19 protein-coding genes are annotated in these 22,745 nt (G+C 61.7%); 11 read left to right on the forward strand and 8 right to left on the reverse strand.

The window, feature by feature from the left end:
* Nucleotides 1-502: 502 nt before the first annotated feature.
* The 3 genes from hppD to ACUXUR_RS24510 all read right to left on the reverse strand — a co-directional run bounded on the left by hppD (nt 503) and on the right by ACUXUR_RS24510 (nt 2,828).
* Complete coding sequence (gene hppD, locus ACUXUR_RS24500) at nt 503-1,618, reverse strand: 4-hydroxyphenylpyruvate dioxygenase (RefSeq protein WP_445504961.1); 1,116 nt, start codon at nt 1,616-1,618, stop codon at nt 503-505.
* 86 nt (nt 1,619-1,704) lie between these two features.
* Entirely contained in the window at nt 1,705-2,331 is a 627-nt protein-coding gene (maiA, locus tag ACUXUR_RS24505) for a maleylacetoacetate isomerase (RefSeq protein ID WP_445504962.1), read from the reverse strand.
* Nucleotides 2,328-2,828, reverse strand: coding sequence for a MarR family winged helix-turn-helix transcriptional regulator (locus tag ACUXUR_RS24510; RefSeq protein ID WP_445504963.1), 501 nt, complete (start codon nt 2,826-2,828; stop codon nt 2,328-2,330). Before ACUXUR_RS24510 ends, maiA begins: the two co-directional genes overlap by 4 nt.
* 126 nt (nt 2,829-2,954) lie before the next feature.
* Here ACUXUR_RS24510 and hmgA point away from each other — a divergent pair, with 126 nt between their 5' ends.
* Entirely contained in the window at nt 2,955-4,322 is a 1,368-nt protein-coding gene (hmgA, locus tag ACUXUR_RS24515; RefSeq protein ID WP_445504964.1) for a homogentisate 1,2-dioxygenase, read from the forward strand.
* 188 nt (nt 4,323-4,510) lie between these two features.
* Here the strand turns inward: hmgA and ACUXUR_RS24520 are convergent, their stop codons facing one another.
* The gene (locus ACUXUR_RS24520) at nt 4,511-5,599 is read right to left on the reverse strand and encodes a TRAP transporter substrate-binding protein (protein WP_445505009.1); all 1,089 of its coding nucleotides are present in this window, start codon (nt 5,597-5,599) and stop codon (nt 4,511-4,513) included.
* Nucleotides 5,600-5,672: 73 nt separating this feature from the next.
* On the opposite strand from ACUXUR_RS24520, the gene ACUXUR_RS24525 reads away from it, so the two are divergent.
* On the forward strand, nt 5,673-6,692 hold the full coding sequence (locus tag ACUXUR_RS24525) for a fumarylacetoacetate hydrolase family protein (protein ID WP_445504965.1): 1,020 nt from the start codon (nt 5,673-5,675) through the stop codon (nt 6,690-6,692).
* A gap of 69 nt (nt 6,693-6,761) precedes the next feature.
* Nucleotides 6,762-6,980: a dodecin gene (locus ACUXUR_RS24530; RefSeq protein WP_445504966.1), complete on the forward strand. Its 219-nt coding sequence runs from the start codon at nt 6,762-6,764 to the stop codon at nt 6,978-6,980.
* A gap of 122 nt (nt 6,981-7,102) precedes the next feature.
* Here ACUXUR_RS24530 and ACUXUR_RS24535 read toward each other — a convergent pair whose 3' ends face one another.
* The 3 genes from ACUXUR_RS24535 to ACUXUR_RS24545 all read right to left on the reverse strand — a co-directional run bounded on the left by ACUXUR_RS24535 (nt 7,103) and on the right by ACUXUR_RS24545 (nt 11,274).
* Nucleotides 7,103-8,218 carry an NADH:flavin oxidoreductase/NADH oxidase gene (locus ACUXUR_RS24535; protein ID WP_445504967.1) on the reverse strand — a complete coding sequence of 372 codons (1,116 nt, stop codon included), beginning with the start codon at nt 8,216-8,218 and terminating at the stop codon, nt 7,103-7,105.
* 149 nt (nt 8,219-8,367) lie between these two features.
* Entirely contained in the window at nt 8,368-9,333 is a 966-nt protein-coding gene (locus ACUXUR_RS24540; protein ID WP_445504968.1) for a DUF6454 family protein, read from the reverse strand.
* 129 nt (nt 9,334-9,462) lie between these two features.
* Nucleotides 9,463-11,274: an ABC-F family ATP-binding cassette domain-containing protein gene (locus ACUXUR_RS24545; protein WP_445504969.1), complete on the reverse strand. Its 1,812-nt coding sequence runs from the start codon at nt 11,272-11,274 to the stop codon at nt 9,463-9,465.
* Between the two features lie 114 nt (nt 11,275-11,388).
* Between ACUXUR_RS24545 and ACUXUR_RS24550 the strand changes: the two genes are divergently transcribed.
* From ACUXUR_RS24550 to ampC, 5 genes are all read left to right on the forward strand, one after another.
* Nucleotides 11,389-13,434 carry an HWE histidine kinase domain-containing protein gene (locus ACUXUR_RS24550; protein ID WP_445504970.1) on the forward strand — a complete coding sequence of 682 codons (2,046 nt, stop codon included), beginning with the start codon at nt 11,389-11,391 and terminating at the stop codon, nt 13,432-13,434.
* A gap of 144 nt (nt 13,435-13,578) precedes the next feature.
* Complete coding sequence (locus ACUXUR_RS24555; RefSeq protein ID WP_445504971.1) at nt 13,579-15,201, forward strand: ABC transporter ATP-binding protein; 1,623 nt, start codon at nt 13,579-13,581, stop codon at nt 15,199-15,201.
* Nucleotides 15,202-15,204: 3 nt separating this feature from the next.
* Complete coding sequence (locus ACUXUR_RS24560; protein WP_445504972.1) at nt 15,205-16,677, forward strand: aldehyde dehydrogenase family protein; 1,473 nt, start codon at nt 15,205-15,207, stop codon at nt 16,675-16,677.
* A 104-nt stretch (nt 16,678-16,781) separates the two neighbouring features.
* The gene (locus ACUXUR_RS24565; RefSeq protein ID WP_445504973.1) at nt 16,782-17,528 is read left to right on the forward strand and encodes an SDR family oxidoreductase; all 747 of its coding nucleotides are present in this window, start codon (nt 16,782-16,784) and stop codon (nt 17,526-17,528) included.
* Between the two features lie 91 nt (nt 17,529-17,619).
* Entirely contained in the window at nt 17,620-18,786 is a 1,167-nt protein-coding gene (gene ampC, locus ACUXUR_RS24570; protein ID WP_445505010.1) for a class C beta-lactamase, read from the forward strand.
* 9 nt (nt 18,787-18,795) lie between these two features.
* Here the strand turns inward: ampC and ACUXUR_RS24575 are convergent, their stop codons facing one another.
* Nucleotides 18,796-19,083, reverse strand: coding sequence for a DUF2218 domain-containing protein (locus ACUXUR_RS24575; RefSeq protein ID WP_445504974.1), 288 nt, complete (start codon nt 19,081-19,083; stop codon nt 18,796-18,798).
* 176 nt (nt 19,084-19,259) lie between these two features.
* On the opposite strand from ACUXUR_RS24575, the gene ACUXUR_RS24580 reads away from it, so the two are divergent.
* The 3 genes from ACUXUR_RS24580 to ACUXUR_RS24590 all read left to right on the forward strand — a co-directional run bounded on the left by ACUXUR_RS24580 (nt 19,260) and on the right by ACUXUR_RS24590 (nt 22,718).
* Nucleotides 19,260-20,741 carry an ABC transporter substrate-binding protein gene (locus ACUXUR_RS24580; protein ID WP_445504975.1) on the forward strand — a complete coding sequence of 494 codons (1,482 nt, stop codon included), beginning with the start codon at nt 19,260-19,262 and terminating at the stop codon, nt 20,739-20,741.
* Nucleotides 20,742-20,931: 190 nt separating this feature from the next.
* Nucleotides 20,932-21,879 carry an ABC transporter permease gene (locus tag ACUXUR_RS24585; protein WP_445504976.1) on the forward strand — a complete coding sequence of 316 codons (948 nt, stop codon included), beginning with the start codon at nt 20,932-20,934 and terminating at the stop codon, nt 21,877-21,879.
* Nucleotides 21,876-22,718: an ABC transporter permease gene (locus tag ACUXUR_RS24590; RefSeq protein ID WP_445504977.1), complete on the forward strand. Its 843-nt coding sequence runs from the start codon at nt 21,876-21,878 to the stop codon at nt 22,716-22,718. The genes ACUXUR_RS24585 and ACUXUR_RS24590 overlap by 4 nt, the downstream gene beginning before the upstream one ends.
* The last annotated feature ends 27 nt before the right edge of the window (nt 22,719-22,745 follow it).

The following is a 22,745-nucleotide window of genomic DNA, read 5'->3' on the forward strand; positions in this document are numbered from 1 at the left end:
TAAACCTCCAAAGTTTCGAGACCCTTGGGGGGTCGGGCTTTTGTGCTTTGAAGGCTTCAATGAAGCTCCAAACACACCCTTTTCCCCTAGTGATCTGGCGGCCCGCCTTTTGGCTGAACCCACCAAATGACGACTGGGGTGCCCCCGTCGCTGTTGTCACATTAGCCAGAGCGGCTCGCCAAGCAACCGAATGAAGGCACAAAAGGGGCAATCGGGGGGGCTTTTCAGGGGCATGTTGCACAAAGGCAACGTTTTCACTCCGCCCTGTTTACTTTCCGTCAAACTTTGGAGCTGTTTCCTAACAAACCCTTAATTTTCAAGGGTTTTCAATACGAAGAACGACAGCCGGAACCTAGCCCTTCACGCCAAATTCAGAGATCACGAACGGGTGAGCCTGTGAATAAGTCCGTCCACATATTGGGCAGAACCGGACCTCTGCAGCTCGAAACAAGAAGGCCGGGACATGCCCGGCCTCCGTCGAATCGTACTCTCAAAGGGAGATTCAAGCTACCTTCGGCTTCAGAACGCCACGGCGAATCTGATCCTCCTCGATGGACTCGAAGAGCGCCTTGAAGTTGCCCTCACCGAATCCCTCATCGCCCTTGCGCTGAATGAACTCGAAGAAGATTGGGCCGATCGCGGTCTTGCCGAAGCGCTGGAGCAGCACCTTCGTGAACCCGCCCTCCACGACGCCTTCGCCATCGATGAGGATGCCGTTCTTCTGCAGGCGATCGAGAGGCTCGCCGTGGCTGGGGAGGCGCTTGTCGACGCGCGAGTAGTAGATGTCATTCGGCGCGGGCATGAATTCGAGCCCATTTGCGATCAGCGTCTCAATGGATTCGTAAAGATCGTGCGAGCCCAAGGCGACGTGCTGAATGCCCTCGCCTTTATACTCCTGTAGATACTCCTCGATCTGCCCGGTCTCGCCGGCATCCTCGTTGATCGGGATGCGGATCTTGCCGTCGGGGCTCGTCATCGCGCGGGAATGCAGGCCTGTCAGCTTGCCCTCGATGTCGAAGTAGCGGATCTGGCGGAAGTTGAAGAGGCGCTCATAAAAACCCGCCCATTCGTTCAGCCGGCCGCGATAAACGTTATGGGTCAGGTGGTCGATATAATAGAGGCCGACGCCTTGCGGCTTGGGATCCTTCTCACCGAGCCACTCGAAGTCCACGTCATAAATGGAGCCCTTCGCACCATAGCGGTCGACGAAATAGATCTGCAGGCCGCCGATGCCTTCGATAGCCGGGATCTCGAGCTCATTGGGACCGACCTGCGTCTGGGCCGGCTTGGCCCCCATGGAGATAGCGCGCTCATAGGCATATTTCGCATCGACCACGCGGAAAGCCATGGCCGGAGCGGATGGGCCGTGCTGGCTGGCGAAGCGCTCGGCGAAGGAGCCGGGCTGTGCATTCACGATGAAATTGATGTCGCCCTGCCGGTAGAGGAGCACGTTCTTTGAACGGTGCTTGGCGACGACGGAGAACCCCATCGTCTTGAACAGCTTATCCAACGCCTGTGGGTCGGGATGGCAGAATTCCACGAACTCGAAGCCGTCGGTCCCCATCGGATTGTCTTCGCTGATGGCCGGCGGCGGTGCGTCATGCGGGAACGGTCCCATGGCTTTCCTCCTGTCATGGATGCAGGCTCGTTGAGAGCCTGCCGGTTTTTCATCGGCGCATGCCTCACACGGGGATGCGCCCCTTCTCACACCGCATCCAGCTGGCGATCCGGCGCGGCATCCTGAAAGGCGCGGAGTTCAGCGCAGGCTGCGTCCACCGCGACGATCTTCGGATAGGCATCGAGCGAGATGTTGAAGCGCCGCGCATTGAAGACCTGCGGCACGAGATAGAGGTCGGCGAGCGTGACGCGCGAACCGCAAGCATAAGGGCCAGGTTCAATCATCGCCTCGATGGCATCGAATCCTTCGCGCACCCAATGGGCATACCATTCGTCGATGGCCGCCTGATCGTGCCCCAATATGTTCTTGAGATAGCGGAGAGGCCCAAGATTGTTGAGCGGGTGAATATCGCAGCCGACAACCGAGGCGATGGCGCGCACCTTCGCGCGGTTCACGGCCCCAACCGGCAGCAGAGGCGGCTCCGGATAAACCTCGTCGAGATATTCGAGAATGGCGGGAGACTGGATCAGCGTCGTGCCGCCGATATCGAGAGAGGGAATGCGCTTTTGAGGGTTGATGGCGCCGTATGCACCCTCCCGCTGCTCGCCCTTGAGAAGGTTCACGGCCGCGGATTCGTAAGGCACGCCCTTGAAATTGAGAGCAATCCTGACCCGGTAGGCGGCCGAGGAACGGAAATAAGTGTAGAGCTTCACCCTTCCACCTCCCCTTCAGGTGCCATCAGGCGCGCGTGACCGCTCAGGCGGTCGATGAGGGAGGCGAGAACCCTCTGCTCCTCCTCGGTGAGCACGGAGATGAAGCGCTCCTCGAAGGCGAGCGCCTCGGGAGCCAAGGCCTCGTAGATCTCCCACCCCTCCTCCGTCAGCTCCAGCAGTTCCTCCCGCCGATCGTCCTCGTTCGGGCGGCGCGCGATCAAACCGCGCTGCTCCAGGGCCGAGACCGCCCGCGAGACGGTGGATTTGTGCATGACGCCGTGAGCCGCGATGTCCCGGGCCGTGCGGTATTCGTACTGACCAAGCGTCGCAATGACCCGCCAAGCGGGAATCGAGAGACCAAACCTCTCGGCATAGATCTGCGCCAGCGCGTTCGAGGTCAGGCTCGCCAGCACATTGAGACGGTAAGGGAGGAAACGCTCCAGAACCACCATAGGGCCGGAGACCTCCTGTTTCTTTGCTGCGGAACGTGGGGCCATGGTTGACAAAAATTCGTTGCTGATGCAACTAATATGATAAATTCGTTGCAGTAGCAACTAGATTTGCAAGCCGTCCGGTCAATATCAAACGAGACCGCAATCGGCTCCGTTCCAGGGAGAACGCCTATGAACGTTCAGAACGTCTCCGGTTTTCAATCCGAGCAGCCACGCAAAAGCGCCATCGTGCCGGGCTACATGTCGGGCTTCGGCAATTCGTTCGAGACCGAAGCGCTGGAGGGGGCCCTCCCCATCGGGCGCAACTCGCCGCAGAAGATCAATTACGGCCTTTACGCCGAGCAGCTCTCAGGCTCCCCTTTCACGGCCCCGCAGGCGACCAACCAGCGCTCCTGGCTTTATCGCATTCGTCCGTCGGTCAAGCATTCAGGCCGCTACGTGAAAGTGGACAAGGGCCTCATCCGCACGGCGCCGGCAGCGCGGGAGGAGAGTGATCTTCCCCTCGGTCAGCTACGCTGGGATCCGACACCGATTCCGGATGAGGCCCTCACCTTCATCTCCGGCCTTCGCACCATCACGACGGCGGGCGATTCCGACACCCAGACCGGCATGGCGGCGCATGTGCTCCTCGTCACGCACTCCATGGACAACGAGTATTTCTTCAATGCGGACGGCGAGTATCTCATCGTGGCGCAGCAGGGTCGTTTGCGCTTCCGCACCGAGTTCGGCGTCATCGATATCGAGCCCGGCGAGATCTGCATCATCCCGCGCGGCGTGATCTTCAAGGTCGAGCTCATCGACGGCGCAGCGCGCGCCTATATGTGCGAGAATTACGGCGGCGCCTTCACCCTGCCCGATCGCGGCCCCATCGGCGCGAATTGCCTCGCCAATCCCCGCGACTTCCTCACGCCCGTTGCGGCCTATGAGGACAAGGAGGCCCCGTCTTTCCTCTTCGTGAAATGGGGCGGCGAACTTTATCGCACGCAGATCAACCAGTCGCCGCTCGACGTGGTGGCATGGCACGGCAACTACGCGCCGTACAAGTACGACCTTCGCCACTTCTCGCCGGTCGGAGCGATCATGTTCGATCATCCCGACCCCTCGATCTTCACGGTGCTCACCGCACCTTCGGAGACCCCCGGCACGGCGAACGTCGATTTCGTGATCTTCCCCGAACGCTGGTTGGTGGCCGAAAACACCTTCCGCCCGCCCTGGTATCATCGCAACCTGATGTCGGAATTCATGGGCCTGATCTATGGCGTCTATGACGCGAAGCCTGAAGGCTTCGTGCCGGGCGGCATGTCGCTTCACAATCAGATGCTTCCACACGGGCCCGATTCACAGGCCTTCGAGCATGCGAGCAATGTGGAGCTGAAGCCCGTGAAGCTCACCGGCACCATGGCTTTCATGTTCGAGACGCGCTTCCCGCAGCGTGTGACGAAATACGCAGCCGAACTGCCGACGCTTCAGGAAAACTACATCGATTGCTGGCGCGATCTGAAGAAGCACTTCGATCCGAACCAGCGCGAGCCGAAGTGAGAGCCATAGTCGACACGCACAAGAAAGAGGCCGGCGCAGAGCACCGGCCTCTCCTAAAGCATCGGACTCAGAAGTGGACACCACTTTTGGGATCCATTCGATGCTCATTTCCTGCAGCGCATCGTTTTGAGCGGAAAACCGGAGCCACTTTTCCGCCCGATGCGCTAGTTATTCAAGGCCTCCGAGGCTTACGCCCGTCCACGCGTGCGGATCATGAAGGTATCGAAGGCGTATTCGTTGAGCTGCCACCAGGGCAGCACATCATTGCGATAGGCTACCATCGAGTCGTAGGCCTTCTTGAAATTGGCGTTCTTGGCCGAGAGCTCGTCGTAGAGCTCGTTCGCGGCCTTGAGCGAAGCCTCCATGATTGGCTGGGAGAAGGTCCGCAGCTCAGCACCCGCCCCCACCATGCGGCGCAGCGCCTGGCCGTTCACGGCGTCGTACTTGGCCAGCATCCAGTTGTTTGCGGCCTCGGCGGCGTTGGACATGATGGCCTGGTAATGCTTGGGCAGTTCGTCCCACTTCGCCTTATTGATGACGAGGTGCAGCATGGCGCCGCCCTCCCAGAAGCCGGGCGCGTAGTAGTACTTCGCGACCTTCAGGAAGCCGAGCTTCTCGTCGTCATAGGGGCCGACGAACTCCGCCGCATCGAGCGTCCCACGCTCGAGAGCGGGATACACGTCGCCCGGCGCGATCTGCTGCGGCACGACACCGAGTTTGGCGAGGACCTGGCCCCCGAGACCGCCGATGCGGAACTTGAGTCCTTTGAGGTCGTCGACGGTGTTGATCTCCTTGCGGAAGAAGCCGCCCATCTGCGCGCCGGAATTGCCGCAAACCAACGAGGTGCAGTTATACTTCGCGAGGATTTCGTTGATGATCTCCTTGCCGCCGGCGAAATGCCACCAGGAATGAGATTGGCGCGCATTGAGGCTGAACGGCAGTCCGGTGGCGACGCCGAGCGCCGGCTCGCGGCCGATGTAGTAATAGGTCGGAGTATGGGCGAGCTCGACGGAGCCGTTCTCGACCGCGTCCATGGCCTGGAGGCCACCGACGATCTCTCCGGGGGCGAAGACCTGGATCTGGAACTTGCCGTCGGTCGCGTCCGCCATGTACTTGGCGAAGGTCTGGGCCGTGCCGAAAATCGTGTCGAGCGACTTGGGGAAGCTCGAGGTCAGACGCCAGCGGATCTCAGGGCTGGACTGAGCGATGGCGGGGGCCGCCACAGTCGTGGCAGCAGCCGCAAGGCCGGCGCCCTTCAGAAAGTTTCTTCTCTTCATCGTCGTCATTGGCGTTTCCCCGCGGACTCTTTCGTTGCAAGCTCAATAAACCACAACAACCAGGTGGGTGGCTATGAAGCTCTCCTCGCTCAAACAGGGCCGTGATGGCCGGCTCGTAATCGTCTCGACGGACCTGACCCGCGCGACGGACGCATTTTTCATTGTTCCGACGCTACAGCAAGCCCTTGATGATTGGGAAAAAGTCGAGCCTCGCCTGCGTGACCTTGCGGAACAGCTCGAGCACGGATCCGTGCCCTCCTTCCGCTTTCACGAGCATGACTGCGCCTCGCCCCTGCCCCGCTCTTACCAGTGGGCGGACGGTTCGGCCTATGTGAATCACGTAGAGCTGGTGCGCAAGGCCCGGGGGGCCGAGATGCCTCAATCCTTCTGGACCGATCCGCTCATGTACCAGGGCGGCTCGGATTCGTTCCTCGGGCCGCGCGATCCGATCATCGCCGTCAGCGAGGCGCATGGCATTGATTTCGAGGCGGAAATCGCCGTGATCACGGGTGACGTGCCCATGGGCGCGACCCGGGAGGAAGCGGCAAGCGCCATCCGCCTCGTCGTTCTCGTCAATGATGTTTCCCTGAGAAATCTGATTCCCGCCGAACTCGCCAAGGGATTCGGCTTCTTCCAGTCGAAACCCTCTTCCGCCTTTTCGCCGGTCGCGGTCACGCCCGACGAGCTGCAGGATGCCTGGGATGGTGGCAAGGTTCACCTGCCGCTGCTCTCCACCCTCAACGACAGGCCCGTCGGCACGCCCAATGCCGGGGTGGACATGACCTTCGACTTCCCAACCCTCATCGCGCACGCGGCCAAGACCCGCCCGCTCGGGGCCGGCACCATCATCGGCTCGGGCACCGTCTCCAACAAGGACGAAGGCGGAGGGCCGGGCAAGCCCATCGCCGATGGCGGTCTCGGCTATTCCTGCCTTGCGGAGCAACGCACGGTGGAAACCATCCTCCACGGCGAGGCGCGCACGCCTTTCATGCGCTTCGGCGATACGATCCGCATCGAGATGAAGGACAGGGACGGCCACTCGATCTTCGGCGCCATCGAGCAGGAGGTGGTGGCGTATCGGAAGGAAACCTGATGCATCTCCCATAGGCAGCCACCCGGGACGCTCTACAACTCTGCTTGCAAGCAACGCAGGGAGCGCCTCATGGACGATCACGTCTACAAAGTTGTCGAACTCGCCGGCTCATCCACGGAGAGCATCGAGGATGCCATTCGGACGGCGATCAGCCGCGCGAGCAAGACCTTGCGAAACCTGCGCTGGTTCGAGGTGCTGCAAACCCGCGGTCATATCGAGAACGGCGAAGTGCGCCATTACCAAGTCGTGCTGAAGGCTGGCTTCACCCTGGACGAAGGCGGCTCATAGAGCATAGGTCCGAAAAGTGTAATCCACTTTTGGGACCTATCCGATGCTCATTTCTTGAGTGGCGCATCGTTCTTCGCGGCCCTTCGGGTCCGCACGATGCGCCGAACCGCCTTCGCGAATCGTCAGTCGTCGGCACGAACGTCGAAGAGATGGGGGTACTGACGAGGCTGTGAGCGCAGGTACTGGTTGGGCGCCTTGACGGAGGCGCCAAAATGCGCGGCCGCATGCCAGGGCCAGTGCGGCTCATAGAGAATGGCTCGTGCGAGAGCGATCAGGTCGGCATCGCCCGTGGCGAGGATGGCCTCCGCCTGTACATAATCCGTGATGAGGCCCACCGCGATGACCGGCATCCTGGTGGCCGCCTTGACAGCACGAGCAAGGGGCACCTGGTAGCTGGGGCCCACCGGGATCTGCTGCGCAGAGGAAAGACCGCCGCTCGAAACATGCATCCCACTGCAGCCGCGTGCCTCGAGCGCCTGCGCAAAGGCGACCGTCTCTTGAATCGTCCAGCCGCCCTCGGCCCAATCGGTTCCCGAAACGCGCACGGTGACGGGCCGCTCCGCCGGAAAGGCGGCGCGGACGGCATCGAACACCTCGAGCGGGAAGCGCATCCGGTTTTCCAGCGACCCGCCGTATTCATCCGTCCGCTGGTTGGACAGCGGCGATAGGAACTCGTGAAGCAGATAGCCGTGAGCCGCATGGATCTGAACGGCCCCGATGCCGAGCCGGGCAGCCCGTTTGGCCGCATCGGCGAATGCATTACGCACGCGCGCCAGCCCATCCTGGTCCAACGCCGTTGGGGCATTGTCGGCGGCAGCGAATGGAATCGCGGAAGGCGCTTCCGTTTGCCAGCCGTTGGGATGATCCGGCGAGATCTGGCCTCCCCCCTTCCATGGCACCTCTGTGGAAGCCTTGCGCCCGGCGTGAGCCAGCTGAATGGCGATCGGCATGTCGGACCAGCGGCGGACGCTGTCCAGAACACGCCCCATGGCGGCCTCGCATTCATCCGAATAGAGGCCCACATCGGCATAGGTGATGCGCCCTTCGGGTACGACGGCGGTCGCCTCGATAGTCAGGAGCGCGGCCCCCGAGAGAGCGAGCTGACCTAGATGGATCAGGTGCCAGTCGGTCATGCATCCGTTCTCGGCCGAGTACTGGCACATGGGTGCAATTACAATCCGATTGGCGAGTTCAAGCTCTCCGACCCGAAAGGGTGTAAACAGTTTTGCAGGCGCCATCGGCTGTCTCTCCAGGAAGCGGGTAAATTCAGGACAAAGGGCCGTTCGGCTAAAACGCGCAACCGACCCAAAAGGTCGGAGCAGGGCGATGAGCCGAGACAGGCGACAATGTCCGTCACAAACACCGTCGCCCGTCAGGTGACAAGTCGCTACTTCACCTCGGCCTCGTAGATATAGAGTACGGACTTGTCGTCCTCGGGCATGAAGTAGCCGCGAATTCCCGCCTCGCTCGTCTCCATCCAGACCGGGTTGTGGGTCATGTCGAACCCGGAAGCAGTCCAGAGCAGCACCGGCGTCTGGAAGAGCGGACGACCGTCCGTAAGACTGACCAGATCGATCCCGCCGAGCCGGAACGGAGCCTGATCGGGCGTGACCCGCATTTCCGTGACGCCGGAGCACAGCATGCGGTGATTGCCCGCGTATTTGCAGTCCTGATAATCGAGGTAGTGCGACGTGTTCAGCTTCCTCAGCTGCTCGGGAGACTGATCCCCATTGGTGGGCTTGCCGTTGGCATCGAGAGTCCAGCGATAGAACCGGCGCGAACCCCAGCTCACGCCATGCAGGGAATTGTCGTCGGTATCGTGAACGACGCCGCCGACATGATCCGCGAAGCGGAACATCTCCTCCGCCTTCATGGTCTCCGGATCGACCCGGTAGACGATGGAGCGGCTGTTCGGTCGGTATTCCGCCACGGGCACCCAGATATAGCGCCCGTCGTAATCGATCCCGCCCGGATGATAGATCGAGCCCTCCCCGAGAGTGATCTCGGAGATGAGGTTGCCCTTCATGTCGATCTTGAAGAGATGACCCACGCCCGCGCCCGTATCCCGGTCATAGCCATCCACCGGCTGCGGAAAGCGCTTGGTCGGTTCCTTGATCTCCACGGACGACACGAACAGCGTATCGCCGATCTTCACCATGCCCTGTGGATGATGGGTCACGAAATTGATCGGAACGGCCGAGACCGGCTTCCACTGCGTCCCGCGGGACAGCTTGGTGACCCGCTCGGCCAGAAGATCCCGATCAAGGTCGGCCGCCTGCAGGATCGAGGGTACAGCCCCGATACCCAGCACCGTCAGAAATACGGTCAGGCAACGTCGTGAAAAGCGTTTCATCGCACTCCTCCCTGGTGACATCCGCTTCTAGCGAGCGGGTGATGTCAGTTTAGTGTCGTGTTCGCCCTCAGCAATGCCGTTAGGTTACACCGAACGTTCATTGTGCGGACAGCGTGCGATGGGTCGCCCTTATTCACCCAACTCCTCGCGCAGCATCTCCAATTCCAGCCACCGCTCCTCCGCCGCATGCAGATCCGCCTGCAGTTGCGTGAGAGCGTCCATGGCCTTCTGGAACCGGGCCGGATCGCGGGAATAGAGTTCCGGATCGGCGAGGATCTCCTGCACCTTGGCGATCTTGGCCTCCAGCTCCTCCATGCGCTTCGGCAGGGTCTTGAGGTCGTGCTGCTCGTTGAAGCTGAGCTTCCGCTTGGCTTGGACCGAAGGCGCAGCAGCTGGTTTCTCGGCACCCTTCGGCTTCACGTCCTTCTCGACGGCACGGGCCTGCACGCCCTGGCCGCGCTGGGCCACCATGTCGGAATAGCCGCCCGCGTACTCGATCCAGTTCCCCTCGCTTTCCGAGACGAGGACGGAGCTTACGGTGCGATCAAGAAAGTCGCGGTCATGGCTGACCAGGATGACCGTTCCGGAATAATCCGTGATCATCTCCTGCAGCAGGTCGAGGGTTTCGAGATCGAGATCGTTGGTTGGTTCGTCGAGCACGAGGAGGTTCGAGGGCTGGGCCAAAGCGCGCGCCAGCATGAGACGATTGCGCTCGCCGCCGGAGAGCACGCCCACGGGGGTGCGGGCCTGCTCGGGCGAAAACAGGAAATCCTTCATATAGCCGATCACGTGCTTCGTCTGCCCGCCGATGGTGACGCTGTCCCCTCGCCCACCGGTGAGCGTTTCGGCCACGGTGGCATTGGGGTCGAGGCTCGCGCGGCGCTGGTCGAGGGTGACCATCTGCAGGTTGGAGCCCAGGCGTACCCGGCCGGAATCCGGCTGAAGATTTCCGGTCAGCAGGTTGATGAGCGTGGTTTTCCCTGCCCCATTCGGCCCGATGATGCCGAGCCTGTCGCCGCGCAGGATGCGAAGAGACAGATTCGAGACGATGGGACGGTCGCCGTAAGCCTTCGAGATGCCCTCCGCCTCCACCACGAGGGTGCCGGACTGTTCGGCCTCGGCCAGGGTCATATTGACGGTGCCGACGGCGCGCTTGCGGTCGCGGTATTGCTGACGCATGGCATGGAGGTTGCCGAGACGGCGGACATTCCGCTTACGCCGGGCGGTCACGCCATAGCGCAGCCAATCGGCTTCGGCCACGAGCTTGCGACCGAGCTTGTGCTGCTCGGCTTCCTCCTGCTCCAGCACCTGATCGCGCCATCCCTCGAAATGGGCAAAGCCCTGATCCATGCGCCGGGTGCGGCCCCGGTCGAGCCAGATCGTGGACTGGGACAGGCTTTCCAGGAAGCGCCGGTCGTGGCTGATGAGCACGAGGGCGGAACGCAAACTCTTCAATTCGCTTTCCAACCATTCGATGGCCGGGAGGTCGAGATGGTTGGTCGGCTCGTCCAGCAGCAGAATATCGGGCTCCGGTGCCAGCACATGGGCGAGCGCCGCCCGCCGGGCCTCGCCGCCCGAGAGATCGGCAGGCTTCTCTTCGCCGGTCATACCGAGCTGCTCCAGCAGATAGCGGGCCCGGTAAGGATCATCGCCCGGGCCGAGGCCGGATTCCACATAGGCCAGCGTATTCGGGAAGGCGCTCAGATCCGGCTCCTGCGCCAAGTAGCGCACGGTAGCGCCGGGCTGAACGAAGCGCTTGCCGCCATCCGGCTCGATCATGCCTGCGGCAATCTTGAGCAGGGTGGATTTTCCTGAGCCGTTACGGCCCACGAGGCAGGCCCGCTCGCCGGGCGAAACGGAAAGTTCCGCGCTCTCGATCAAAGGCGTTCCGCCGAAGGTGAGCGCGATATCCTGAAGAAGGAGAAGAGGAGGAAGAGCCATTCCTGCTCACCTGACAGCTCTTGCCTGAGGATGCAAGACCACTCTGGGGTTGTTACGGGGGTGGACGCTCAACGATCTTTATGGTCCCTTGCTACCATCTAGCTGGACCCCTGCATGACTCTGACGAGACGTTTGCTCCTTTTGGCGTTGATCTCCGTTCTGCCGGCGATCGTCATCTGGGCGTTTACTGAGGTTTCGTTGCGGCGGGCCCGGGAGGCAGAGGTCAACGACCTTGCCGTCCGGCAGGCCCAATTGGTGGGCGCCGAACTCGAAAGAATTTTTGATGGGATCCACGGCCTTCTTCTCGCCGTGGATGAAACCCCGTCCATCCGCGCGTTCGATACCGCAGTCTGCAGTCCGTATCTGAAAGCAATTCAGGAAAAAGTGCCGTATGTCCTGTCCTTCGTCGCTATGGACATCAGCGGGCATATCCGTTGCCGGCCAACCGGCACCGTCGATACGCAACACTACTATGCCGACCGCCCCTATTTCCATAATGCCCTCGGCATGATGGGCTTCGTCGTGGGCGAGTATACGCCGGTCTTCGAGGAAGGCGGGCTCGATCCTCATCCCGTATTGCCACTTGCCCTGCCTATCTGGAACGATAGGGGCGATGTGGTGGGCGTGCTGGCCGCGGCTCTCGACCTGAAATGGCTCAGCCAGAAATTGAAGGAAAGGACCGTGCCGAAGGGTGGCTCGGTCATGATCGCGGACCGGAGGGGTATCGTCATCGTCCAGGACCCTTCTCCGAACAGCTTGGTCGGAAAGCTGCTGCCATGGGATTATCTGGCTCAAGCCAGGGCAAATGAGGTGGGAACCGCCGAAACCGTCAGCGTAGACGGAGTCAAGCGGGTCGTGGGCTACATCCCGCTCGCACTTCCCCCGAAAGACATCTACATCAATGTCGGCCTGTCGACGAAGGCCGCCTTCGCGTCGATCAATCAGGCCGCTAGGCGAGGCTTCATGCTGATTGCGGCGGCGCTCATTCTGGCTTTGTCGCTCTCATGGCTGGCGAGCCGCGCCTTCATCACGAAGCCATTCGAGATCATGACGGATGCGGTGAAGGATTGGCGGCGCGGCGATTACCAGGCCCGCATCAACCTGCCTAAGAACTCGGGCGAGTTCGGCATTCTGGCGAAAGCCTTCAACGACCTCATGGACGATGTCGCCGAGCGTCAGGAAGCGCTGAAAGCCAGCGAAGAGCGGGCCCGGCTGGCGCTAGAGGCCGGCCATATGGGAACTTGGTGGTATGATCACCGAAAGCAGATTGGCGGCTGGTCGAGTCAGGCAGCCCAACTCATGGGCTATCCGGCATCGCACACGACAACGACCATCGATGAATGGAAGTCTCTGATCCACCCCGATGACGCGCAAGAGGCCATCGCCAAGATTCGCGAGGCGTTTCTCGGCAATGGCGACTATGAGGATGAGTACCGGGTGCGGCATTCCAACGGGCTCGTCCGCTGGATCAACTCGAAAGGCCAGGTCTCCTTCGATGCAAAACATAATCCTGTGTTTTTTGTCGGCATCTTTCAGGACATCACCGAGCGCAAGCAGGTGGACGAGCAGCAGCGCTTCTTCCTCGACGAGTTGAATCACCGCGTGAAAAATACCCTTGCTACGGTGCAATCCATTGCCGCGCAGACCCTGCGCTCCGCTGAGAGCCCCGCGCAGTTCAAGGAAGCGTTCGAGGGACGGCTGCTCGCCCTTTCCATGACCCATAATCTGCTGACCCTGAAATCCTGGCGCGAGGCGGATCTGCACGATATCGCCGAGCAGGAACTGGCCCCTTACAAGCGGGAATCCGACGAACGGGCCGTGATCGACGGGCCGAGGGTGAATCTGCCGCCCCGTTATGCCATCAATCTTGGCCTTGTTCTGCATGAGCTGGTGACGAACGCCGCCAAGTACGGCGCTCTTTCCGTCCCCACAGGTCGACTCAACCTTTCGTGGACGGTGACCCCTGCCAAGGATCGACCGTCACAATTGCACATCCGCTGGACCGAAACGGGCGGGCCTCCCGTGCAGCCGCCCAAGCGCCAGGGTTTCGGATCTCGCCTGATCCGCCGAAGCGTCGAGGGAGAGCTGGATGGCTGCATAGCGCTCAATTTCGCGGTGACGGGTGCCTCCTATGACATTTCCGTTCCGCTGCCCGGATAACCTATATCCATCAGAGGAAGGACAGCATGCGCCCCATGCAGGCTGCCGTAAGGCAGCTGTCGGATTTGACGGAGAGGACATCAGGCAAGGATGCTTTCAACCCGTTCGGGCCCTCGCGTGAGGCCCGGCAGCAGGAGACAATGTGTGACCGGCCCCTCCCCCGTGCTGTCGATTGAAAACCTCTCCATCGGCTTGCCCGCCTTGGCGGACCGGCAGCACGCGATCAAGGATCTCTCGCTCGCGATCCAGCCGGGAGAGACGCTTTGCGTCGTCGGTGAATCGGGCTCCGGCAAGTCCATGACGGCGATGGCCGCCATCGGGCTTCTGCCGCCTTCCGTCACGGTGCTTTCCGGCGCCATCAAGCTTGGCGGGTTCGACCTGCTCTCCCTCGACGAGGAAGGATGGTGCGACGTTCGCGGGCGGGACATCGGCATGGTGTTCCAGGAGCCCATGACCTCGCTCAACCCGGTCATGCGCGTGGCGGACCAGATCGCCGAAACCTTCCAGGCGCATCGCCTCCTAGGCCCGGCCGAGCGGTACAGGCGCGCCGTCGAATTGCTCACCGAAGTGAACCTGCCGAACCCGGAGCTCATCGCCCGCGCCTATCCGCACGAGCTCTCCGGCGGTCAAAGGCAGCGCGTGATGATCGCCATGGCCCTGGCGCTCGAGCCAAAACTCCTCATTGCCGACGAGCCGACGACAGCGCTTGATGTCACGACGCAGGCGCAGGTTCTGAAGCTCATCGACAACCTGCGCCGCAAGAAGGGCACGGCCGTTCTCTTCATCACGCACGATTTTGGGGTTGTGGCCGAGATCGCCGACCGCGTCGCGGTTCTCCAGAACGGCGAGATGGTGGAACAGGGAACGGCGGATGAGGTGCTCCACAATCCGCAACACCCCTATACCAAGCGACTTCTGGCCGCAGTTCCGTCGCTCACGCCTCCTCCGCCGAAGGAATTGCGGAACGAGCCGATCATCCTGAAGGTCGATGCCCTCACTAAATTCTACGGTGGACGCGGCTTCTTCAGGAAAGGTCGTGAGGTCCAGGCAGCCAATGCGGTGAGCTTCGACATCCGCCGCGGCGAAACCCTTGGGCTCGTGGGCGAGTCAGGCTCCGGCAAATCCACGGTCGGGCGCTGCGTGCTGCGTCTGATCGAGCCGGATGGCGGCACAATCGAGATCGGCAGCCTGCCCTTCAGCGCTCTCTCGCAAGCTGATCTGCGTCCTCACCGACGCAAGATCCAGATCGTGTTTCAGGATCCCTTCGCCTCCCTCAATCCGAGACGCAAGGTAGACTACATCGTTGCCGAAGGCCCGATCATGCAGGGCATCGATCCTGCCAAGGCTTTCGAGGAGGCGCGCATCCTGCTCGAGAAAGTGGGCCTGCCCGCCCAAGCCGCCGGGCGTTATCCGCACGAGTTCTCCGGCGGCCAGCGCCAGCGCATCGGCATCGCCCGAGCGCTCGCCATGAAGCCCGACGTTCTGGTGGCGGACGAGGCCGTTTCTGCCCTCGATGTCTCTGTGCAAGCCGAAATCCTGAAACTGCTCAAAAGCTTGCAGAACGAGCTAGGCCTCTCCATTCTCTTCATCACCCACGATCTTCGTGTCGCTGCCCAGATCTGTGATCGCGTGGCTGTCATGCAAAAAGGTCGAATTGTCGAAATGGCCCAAACCGGGCAACTCTTCGCCGACCCGCGCGACGCCTATACGCGCCAGCTCCTGGCCGCAGTGCCGGGAAAGGCAAGACTATTTTCAGGGAGTACATAACCGGTGAACGACCAGATCAGCCCGCACATCGCACCGAACATGGTTTTCAAGAATCTCATCGGCGGCAAGGACGTCCCGTCCTCCGACGGCATGCTGCTCGATGTCATCTCGCCGGTCGATGGTGCGCTCTTCGCCAAGATCGCTTCCGGCACGGCGCAAGACGTTGATGCTGCGGTCAAGGCCGCGCGCAACGCCTTCGAGGGAGCCTGGGGCAAGCTGACGGCGACTGAGCGAGGACGTTTGCTGATGAAGCTAGCCGCCATCGTCGAGGCGCATGCCGATGAGCTGGCAATCCTCGAGAGCCGCGACAACGGCAAGCCCCTTCGCCAATCCCGTGCCGATGCGATCGCGCTGGCTCGCTACTTCGAATTTTACGGCAGCGCCGCGGACAAGCTTCACGGCGATGTCATTCCCTATCTCAACACGCATTTCATCGGCGTCGAGCGGGTGCCGCATGGGGTCACGGGGCATATCGTGCCCTGGAACTATCCGATGCAGATCTTCGGCCGCTCCGTAGGCGCAGCGCTTGCTGCCGGTAACGCCACCGTCGTGAAGCCTGCGGAGGATGCATCACTCACGATCCTGCGCGTCGCCGCCCTCGCCCGTGAAGTTGGCTTTCCCGATGGAGCGATCAACATCGTGACGGGTCTTGGCCGCACCGCTGGTGCGACGCTTGCTGCCCATCCCGGCATCGACTTCCTGTCCTTCACCGGAAGCCCCGAGACCGGCACCGCCGTGCAGACGGCTGCCGCCAAGAACCATGTGGGCGTCACCCTTGAGCTTGGCGGAAAATCGGCGCAGGTCGTCTTCGACGATGCGGATATCGAGCGCGCCCTTCCCACGCTCGTCAACGCCATCATCCAGAACGGTGGCCAGACCTGCTCGGCGGGAAGCCGCCTCCTGATCCAGCGCGGCATCTTCGAGGATGTGGTGAGTGCCGTTGCCGAGCGCTTCCGTGCACTGCGCGCAGGACATCCGGAGCGCGAGCCCGATCTCGGTCCCATGATCAACCAGGCCCAGCAGCGCCGCGTTCTCGGCTATCTGGATCGCGCACGCAACGAAGGTCTCACCATCCTGGGCGAAGGCGTGGTGGCCATCGATGCGCCCGCCGAAGGCTTCTATGTCCCGCCGGTCTTCTTCGCGCCCGTACCGCACGAGAGCATACTCTCCCAGGAAGAGGTGTTCGGCCCGGTTCTCGTGGCCACCCCTTTCGAGGATGAGGCCGAGGCGATCCGGCTGGCGAACGGCACGCCTTATGGTCTTGCGGCCGGCGTGTGGACCCGCGATGCCATGCGCTCCACGCGCGTGGGCCGCTCCATGCGTGCAGGCCAGGTTTTCGTGAACTGCTACGGCGCAGGCGGCGGCATTGAGCTGCCCTTCGGCGGCTTCGGTCGCTCGGGCCATGGCCGCGAGAAAGGTTTCGAGGGCCTGATCGAGTTCACGACCACCAAGACCCTCGTCATCGCTCACAGGTAGGAAACGATCACTCCTCCAACCTCATCCTTCGAGACGCGGACCGCGTCTGCTCCTCAGGATGAGGCCCACGATAAAAAACTGGATTCTGAGAAAGGAAAAAGTTGATGAAACGCCTCGAAGGCAAGGTAGCGCTGGTCACGGGCGCCGGCTCGGGCTTTGGTCTGGGTATCGCAGAAACATTCGCCCGCGAAGGCGCAAAGGTCGCTGTCGTCGATATCAACGAAGACGCAGCCAAGACTGCCGCGGAGAAAATCGGAGCTTCGGCCATCGGCCTGGCTGCGGACGTCTCGAAAGCATCCGATGTGAATGCTGCCGTAGAGAGGACGCGCTCCGCCTTCGGCAAGCTCGACATCGTGGTCAACAATGCGGGCATCACCCACCGCAACCGGTCCATGCTGGAGGTGGAGGAAGACGAGTTCGACCGCATCTTCGCGGTCAACGTGAAGTCGATTTATCTCTTCGCCAAGGCCGCTATTCCGCTCATGCAGAGCCAGGGCGGCGTCATCATCAACGTGGGCTCCACGGCGGGATTGCGTCCGCGTCCTGGCCTCACCTGGTACAACAGCACCAAGGGTGCGGTGCACACCATGACCAAGTCCATGGCGGTGGAGTTGGCGCCCCAGAAGATTCGCGTCTGCGCTCTCGCACCGGTGGCAGGCGAGACGCCGCTGCTCGCGACGTTCATGGGCGAGGACACGCCCGAGAGACGTCAGCAATTCGTCAACTCGATTCCGCTCGGCCGCTTCTCCACCCCACAGGACATTGCCAATGCGGCGCTCTATCTGGCTTCCGACGAAGCCAGCATGATCACCGGCGTGGTGCTGGAGGTCGATGGCGGGCGCTGCATCTGATCAGCGCGAAGCGCTAGACTCTCTTCTCACGGATCTCGGGCGCACCCGAGATCCGATTCTGCTTGCCGCGCGCATTCCGAACCATGAGGAAATGCCTGTGCTCCCGCGACTTTCTTCCAGACTCGCAGCCGCTCTTCTCGCCTATGCGCTCAGCGGCCTGTCCAGCGCGCTCGGCGCAGGGGCCGAACAGAACGCCAAGGTGCGGCAGGTTGTCGATGACGCGATGAAGCCGGTCATCGAACAATACCAAATTCCCGGACTGGCCGTCGCCGTGACGATCGACGGGACACGTCATTTCATCGAATATGGCGTGGCTTCAAAGGACCCTCAGGTTTCCGTCACGCGCGACACGCTCTTCGAGCTGGGATCGGTCAGCAAGACATTTACCGCGACCTTGGCGGCTTACGCCGAGAGCGAAGGCAAATTGTCGCTCACTGATCCGGCCACCAAGCACATGCCCGAGCTGAAGGGGAGCGCCCTGGACAATGTGCGATTGCTGGATCTCGCTACGCATACGGCTGGTGGTTTCCCGCTTCAGCTGCCCGATCACGTGAAGGATCAACAGCAGCTCATTGCCTATTATCGCGCATGGGAACCCCGGTTCTCTCCCGGCACGCATCGCAGCTACGCCAATCCGAGCATTGGTCTTCTCGGCGTGATCACCGCAAGAGCCTTGGGGGCAAGCTTCGAGACCCTGGCGGAGCGTCTGTTCTCCGAACTCGGGTTGCGGCGGACTTATATCAACGTTCCTGCAGCGGAAATGAAGCCCTATGCCTGGGGATACAATCGCGACGGAAAGCCCGTCCGGGTCTCGCAAGCCCTCCTCGCGAACGAAGCCTATGGCGTAAAATCGAACGCAGTCGACATGATCCGCTTTCTGGAAGTGAACATGGGGATCGGAACGGTTCCGACGAGAATCGCTCGCGCCGTCAATGCGACTCATACCGGCTACTTCCACTCGGGCGAACTGATCCAGGATCTCATCTGGGAGCAATATCCCTATCCGGTCGAGCTGGAAAAAATCATTGCCGGCAACTCGATGAACATGAAGGCGACGCCGGCGACCGCGATTGATCCGCCCATGGCACCGAGAGGGGATATGATCCTCAACAAGACCGGATCGACCAACGGTTTCGGAGCCTATGTGGCCTTCGTTCCGGACAGGAGGGTCGGCATCGTCATGCTGGCGAACAAAGCCTATCCGAATGAAGCACGAGTGAAGGCCGCCTATCAGGTGCTATCGCGCCTCACGGAATGATCCGGCCTCTCAGCCCTTCGTCCATTGAAACGGGAGTGGAGCCTCGCGGAAGGCAAAGCGGTCGAGATGAGAAGCGACGACGCCTTTCATCCGCTCCAGCGTCTCACCATCCTCCGCTTCGACCGTGACCGTGAGCTTGTCGCCATCCGCCTTCATCGTGGCGACGGCGTTCGGGAAGCGGACGATGCCTTCGTTTTCGCTCAACTGTACATCGAGCTTATGGCTCCAATGCTTGCAGAGCTGCTGAAGGTAACGGGTGCCGTTGCTGGTCGGCACCAGAGCTGTCTCACGAGCCATCTTGAGCCTTTCGTGCGGCCTCTCCCTGGGAGAGGCTCATTTCCAGAGATTTATGCGTTTGAAACCCCGCTGGCACGTTAAAAATCGGTAAGGAACATCTTCCCTCCGGCGTCACTCTGCGTAAGCTAAAGACCATCGCGACCCTTCGCTCCTTACACCGGATGGAGATCCGCCCCATGTCGAAGCGTTTCCTGGCCGCCGCCCTGCTCCTCTCCGTCAGCGCCCTTCCTGCCTTTGCCGCCAAGACGTCTCTCGTCGTCGGCATGCCCATCGAGCCCCCGGGCCTCGACCCGACAATTGCCGCACCCGTCGCGATCCGCGAGGTCACCTGGGTCAATCTCTATGAGGGCCTCGTGCGCATCGACCGGAGCGGCAAGGTGCAGCCGCTGCTGGCGAAAAGCTGGGAGATCTCGCCTGATGGCCTCACCTACACCTTCCGCTTGCAGGAAGGTGTGAAGTTCCACGACGGCACCACTTTCGACTCCGCCGACGTGAAGTTCGCTTTCGATCGCGCCCGCGATCCGAAATCCACCAATGCGCAGAAGCAGATCTTCGCGCCCATCGCCTCCATCGAGACGCCTGATCCCGCAACCGTGGTGATCAAGCTGAAGGAGACCTCGGGCAACTTTCTCTACTATCTCGGCTGGGGTGATGCTGTGATCGTGGCGCCTGAAACGGCCGAGAACAACAAAGCCAACCCGATCGGCACAGGACCGTTCAAGTTCAAGTCCTGGACGCGCGGCGACAAGGTCGAGCTCGTCAAGAATCCCGACTATTGGCAGAAGGATAAGGTGAAGCTCGACAGCGTCACCTTCCGCTTCATCAGCGATGCACAGGCGCAAGTGGCTGCGCTGCGCGCAGGCGATGTGGATGCATTCCCGAACCTCGGCGCCCCCGAACTCTTCGCCGAATTTCAGAAGGATTCCCGCTTCAAGGCGGTGGCCGGCAACACGGAAGGCGAAACGGTCGCAGGCATGAACAATGCCAAGAAACCGTTCGACGATGTGCGGGTGCGCCGTGCCCTGATGCATGCGGTGGATCGCAAGGCGCTCATCGAGGGCGCCTATTCCGGCTTCGGCCAGCCCATCGGCAGCTTCTTCTCGCCGAACCACCCGGCTTTCGTGGATATGACCAATGTCATTCCCTACGATCCGGCAAAGGCGAAGGCGCTTCTGACGGAAGCCGGCTACGGCAACGGCCTCTCGATCACGATCAAGACTCCGCAGATGGCCTATGCGAGCCGCTCGGCGGAACTGCTCTCCGCCATGTTCGCGGAGGTGGGCGTCGACATGAAGATCATTCCCACCGAGTTCCCGGCCAAGTGGATCGAGGAGGTGTTCAAGGCCAAGGATTACGACGTCACCATCGTCTCCCATACGGAGCCGCTCGACATCGAGATCTTCGCCCGCGACAACTATTACTTCAATTACAAGAACGACAAGTTCAAAGCGCTGATCGCAGAAGCCGGCAAGACCACGGACGAGAAGGCGCGCTTTGCCAAATATGCAGAAGCACAGAAGATCCTCGCCGAGGACGTACCGGCCCTCTTCCTCTTCCAGCTGCCGAAGCTCGGCGTGTGGAATGCCAAGCTGCAAGGCCTGTGGGAGAATTCGCCGATCCCGTCGAACGACGTGACAGAAGCGTCGTGGACGGAGTGAACAACACCCTCCCGCCTCTTCCCTCCCCCTTGTGGGGAGGGTTAGGGTGGGGGTGTGAGCGATAGCCTATGAAGGTCTAGCGCCGACACCCCCACCTCCATCTCCTCCCCACAAGGGGAGGAGTGTAGATTGGCATTCGATGAATCGCTTTCTCGTTCAGCGCGTGACTAGCGTGAGGCCCATATAGGCCATGCTCCGCCTCATCCTCTCTCGCCTCGCCTCGCTCGCCATCACCCTGCTTTTCGTCTCGCTGGCGATCTTCCTGATTCTGGAAGTGCTCCCGGGTGATCCGGCGGCGATCATGCTGGGCACCGCCGCGCGGGAGGATACGCTGGCGGCGTTGCGGCAAGAGCTCGGGCTCGATCAGCCAGCTCTGCTTCGCTACCTGGATTGGATCGGCGGGATTTTGCACGGTGATCTCGGGCAATCGATCACCTACAAGATGCCGGTCTCGACGCTGGTGGCCGAGCGCATGAGCGTAACGCTGCCCTTGAGCCTTCTTGCCATTCTGATTTCGACCGCTCTCGCCTTGCCCCTCGGCGTCGCCGCTGCCGCGCGCCGCGACGGGCCGGTGGATCGTGCGGTTCTCGTGTTCAGCCAGATGGGCGTGGCCGTGCCGAATTTCTGGATCGGCCTTCTGTTCATTCTCTTCTTCTCCACCCGCCTCGGCTGGTTTCCGGCCGGCGGCTTTCCCGGATGGGGTGCGGGATTATGGCCCGCCTTTCAGGCGCTGCTGCTGCCTTCTGTTGCCCTCGCCCTGCCCCAGGCCGCCGTGCTGACCCGGGTCACACGCTCGGCCACGCTCGAAGTGATCGGCGCGGATTTCGTGCGCACTGCGCGCGCCAAGGGCGTGGACAAACGCGCCACGCTGCGTCGCCATGTGGTGCCGAATGCGCTCATTCCCGTCACCACGATCCTTGGCCTGCAGCTTTCCTTCTTCTTCGGTGGTGCGATCCTGGTCGAGAACGTGTTCAACCTGCCGGGTTTGGGGCGGCTCGCCTATCAGGCGCTGAACCAGCGCGATCTCGTGGTGATCAAGGACATCGTTCTGATCTTTTCCGGCCTCGTGATCGTCGTGAATTTCCTCGTCGATATCGGCTACACGATCCTCGATCCGCGCCTGAGGAGCCGAGCATGACGAACCGCTCCTCCATCCGCGTCAACGCCGCCCTCGTGATCGGCGGCATCCTCACAGCCATGCTGATTGCCACCGCCCTCCTCTCGCTCGTCTGGACGCCGGAGGTGCCGACCCGCGTGCGCGTCGCCATGCGCCTCAAGGCACCGCTGGAGGCAGGCCTGCTCGGCACAGATCATTTCGGGCGCGATGTCCTATCGCTTCTCATGGTGGGGGCCTGGAACTCGCTCGCCATCGCTTGGCCTGCGGTTCTTCTCGGAGCTGCCATCGGCACCGCCATCGGCACGGCGGCAGCCGCATGGAAAGGAATCGCAGACGAGATCGCCATGCGCGTCTCGGACGTGGTCTTCGCCTTTCCCGCCGTGCTCTCAGCCATCATGATCGGCGCTCTTGTCGGCTCAGGCCCGCTCTCAGCGATTCTCGCAATTGCCGTGTTCAACGTGCCTGTCTTCGCGCGGGTCACGCGCGGCGTGGCGCTGCAGATCTGGACGCTTGACTACATCGCCGCCGCCCGCGCCATCGGCAAACATCCCCTGCGCATCACATGGGAGGATGTGTTGCCGAATATCGCGGGCGCGCTCATCGTGCAGGTCACGATCCAGCTCGCACTCGCGATCCTCACTGAAGCGGGCTTGAGCTATCTCGGCTTGGGTGTTCGTCCGCCGAACCCGAGCTGGGGCCGCATGCTGAGCGATGCGCAGACCTATCTCTCGCAAGCCCCTCACCTCGCCATCGCACCGGGCATCGCAATTGCGCTGTCGGTGCTTGGCCTGAACCTCCTGGGCGATGGCCTGCGCGATGCGCTGGACCCGACATTGAAGGGGCGTGGCGCTTCGACGTAAGTGCACGATGTCTTCTATACATTCATG

It is taken from the genome of Microvirga medicaginis, from assembly GCF_052658925.1.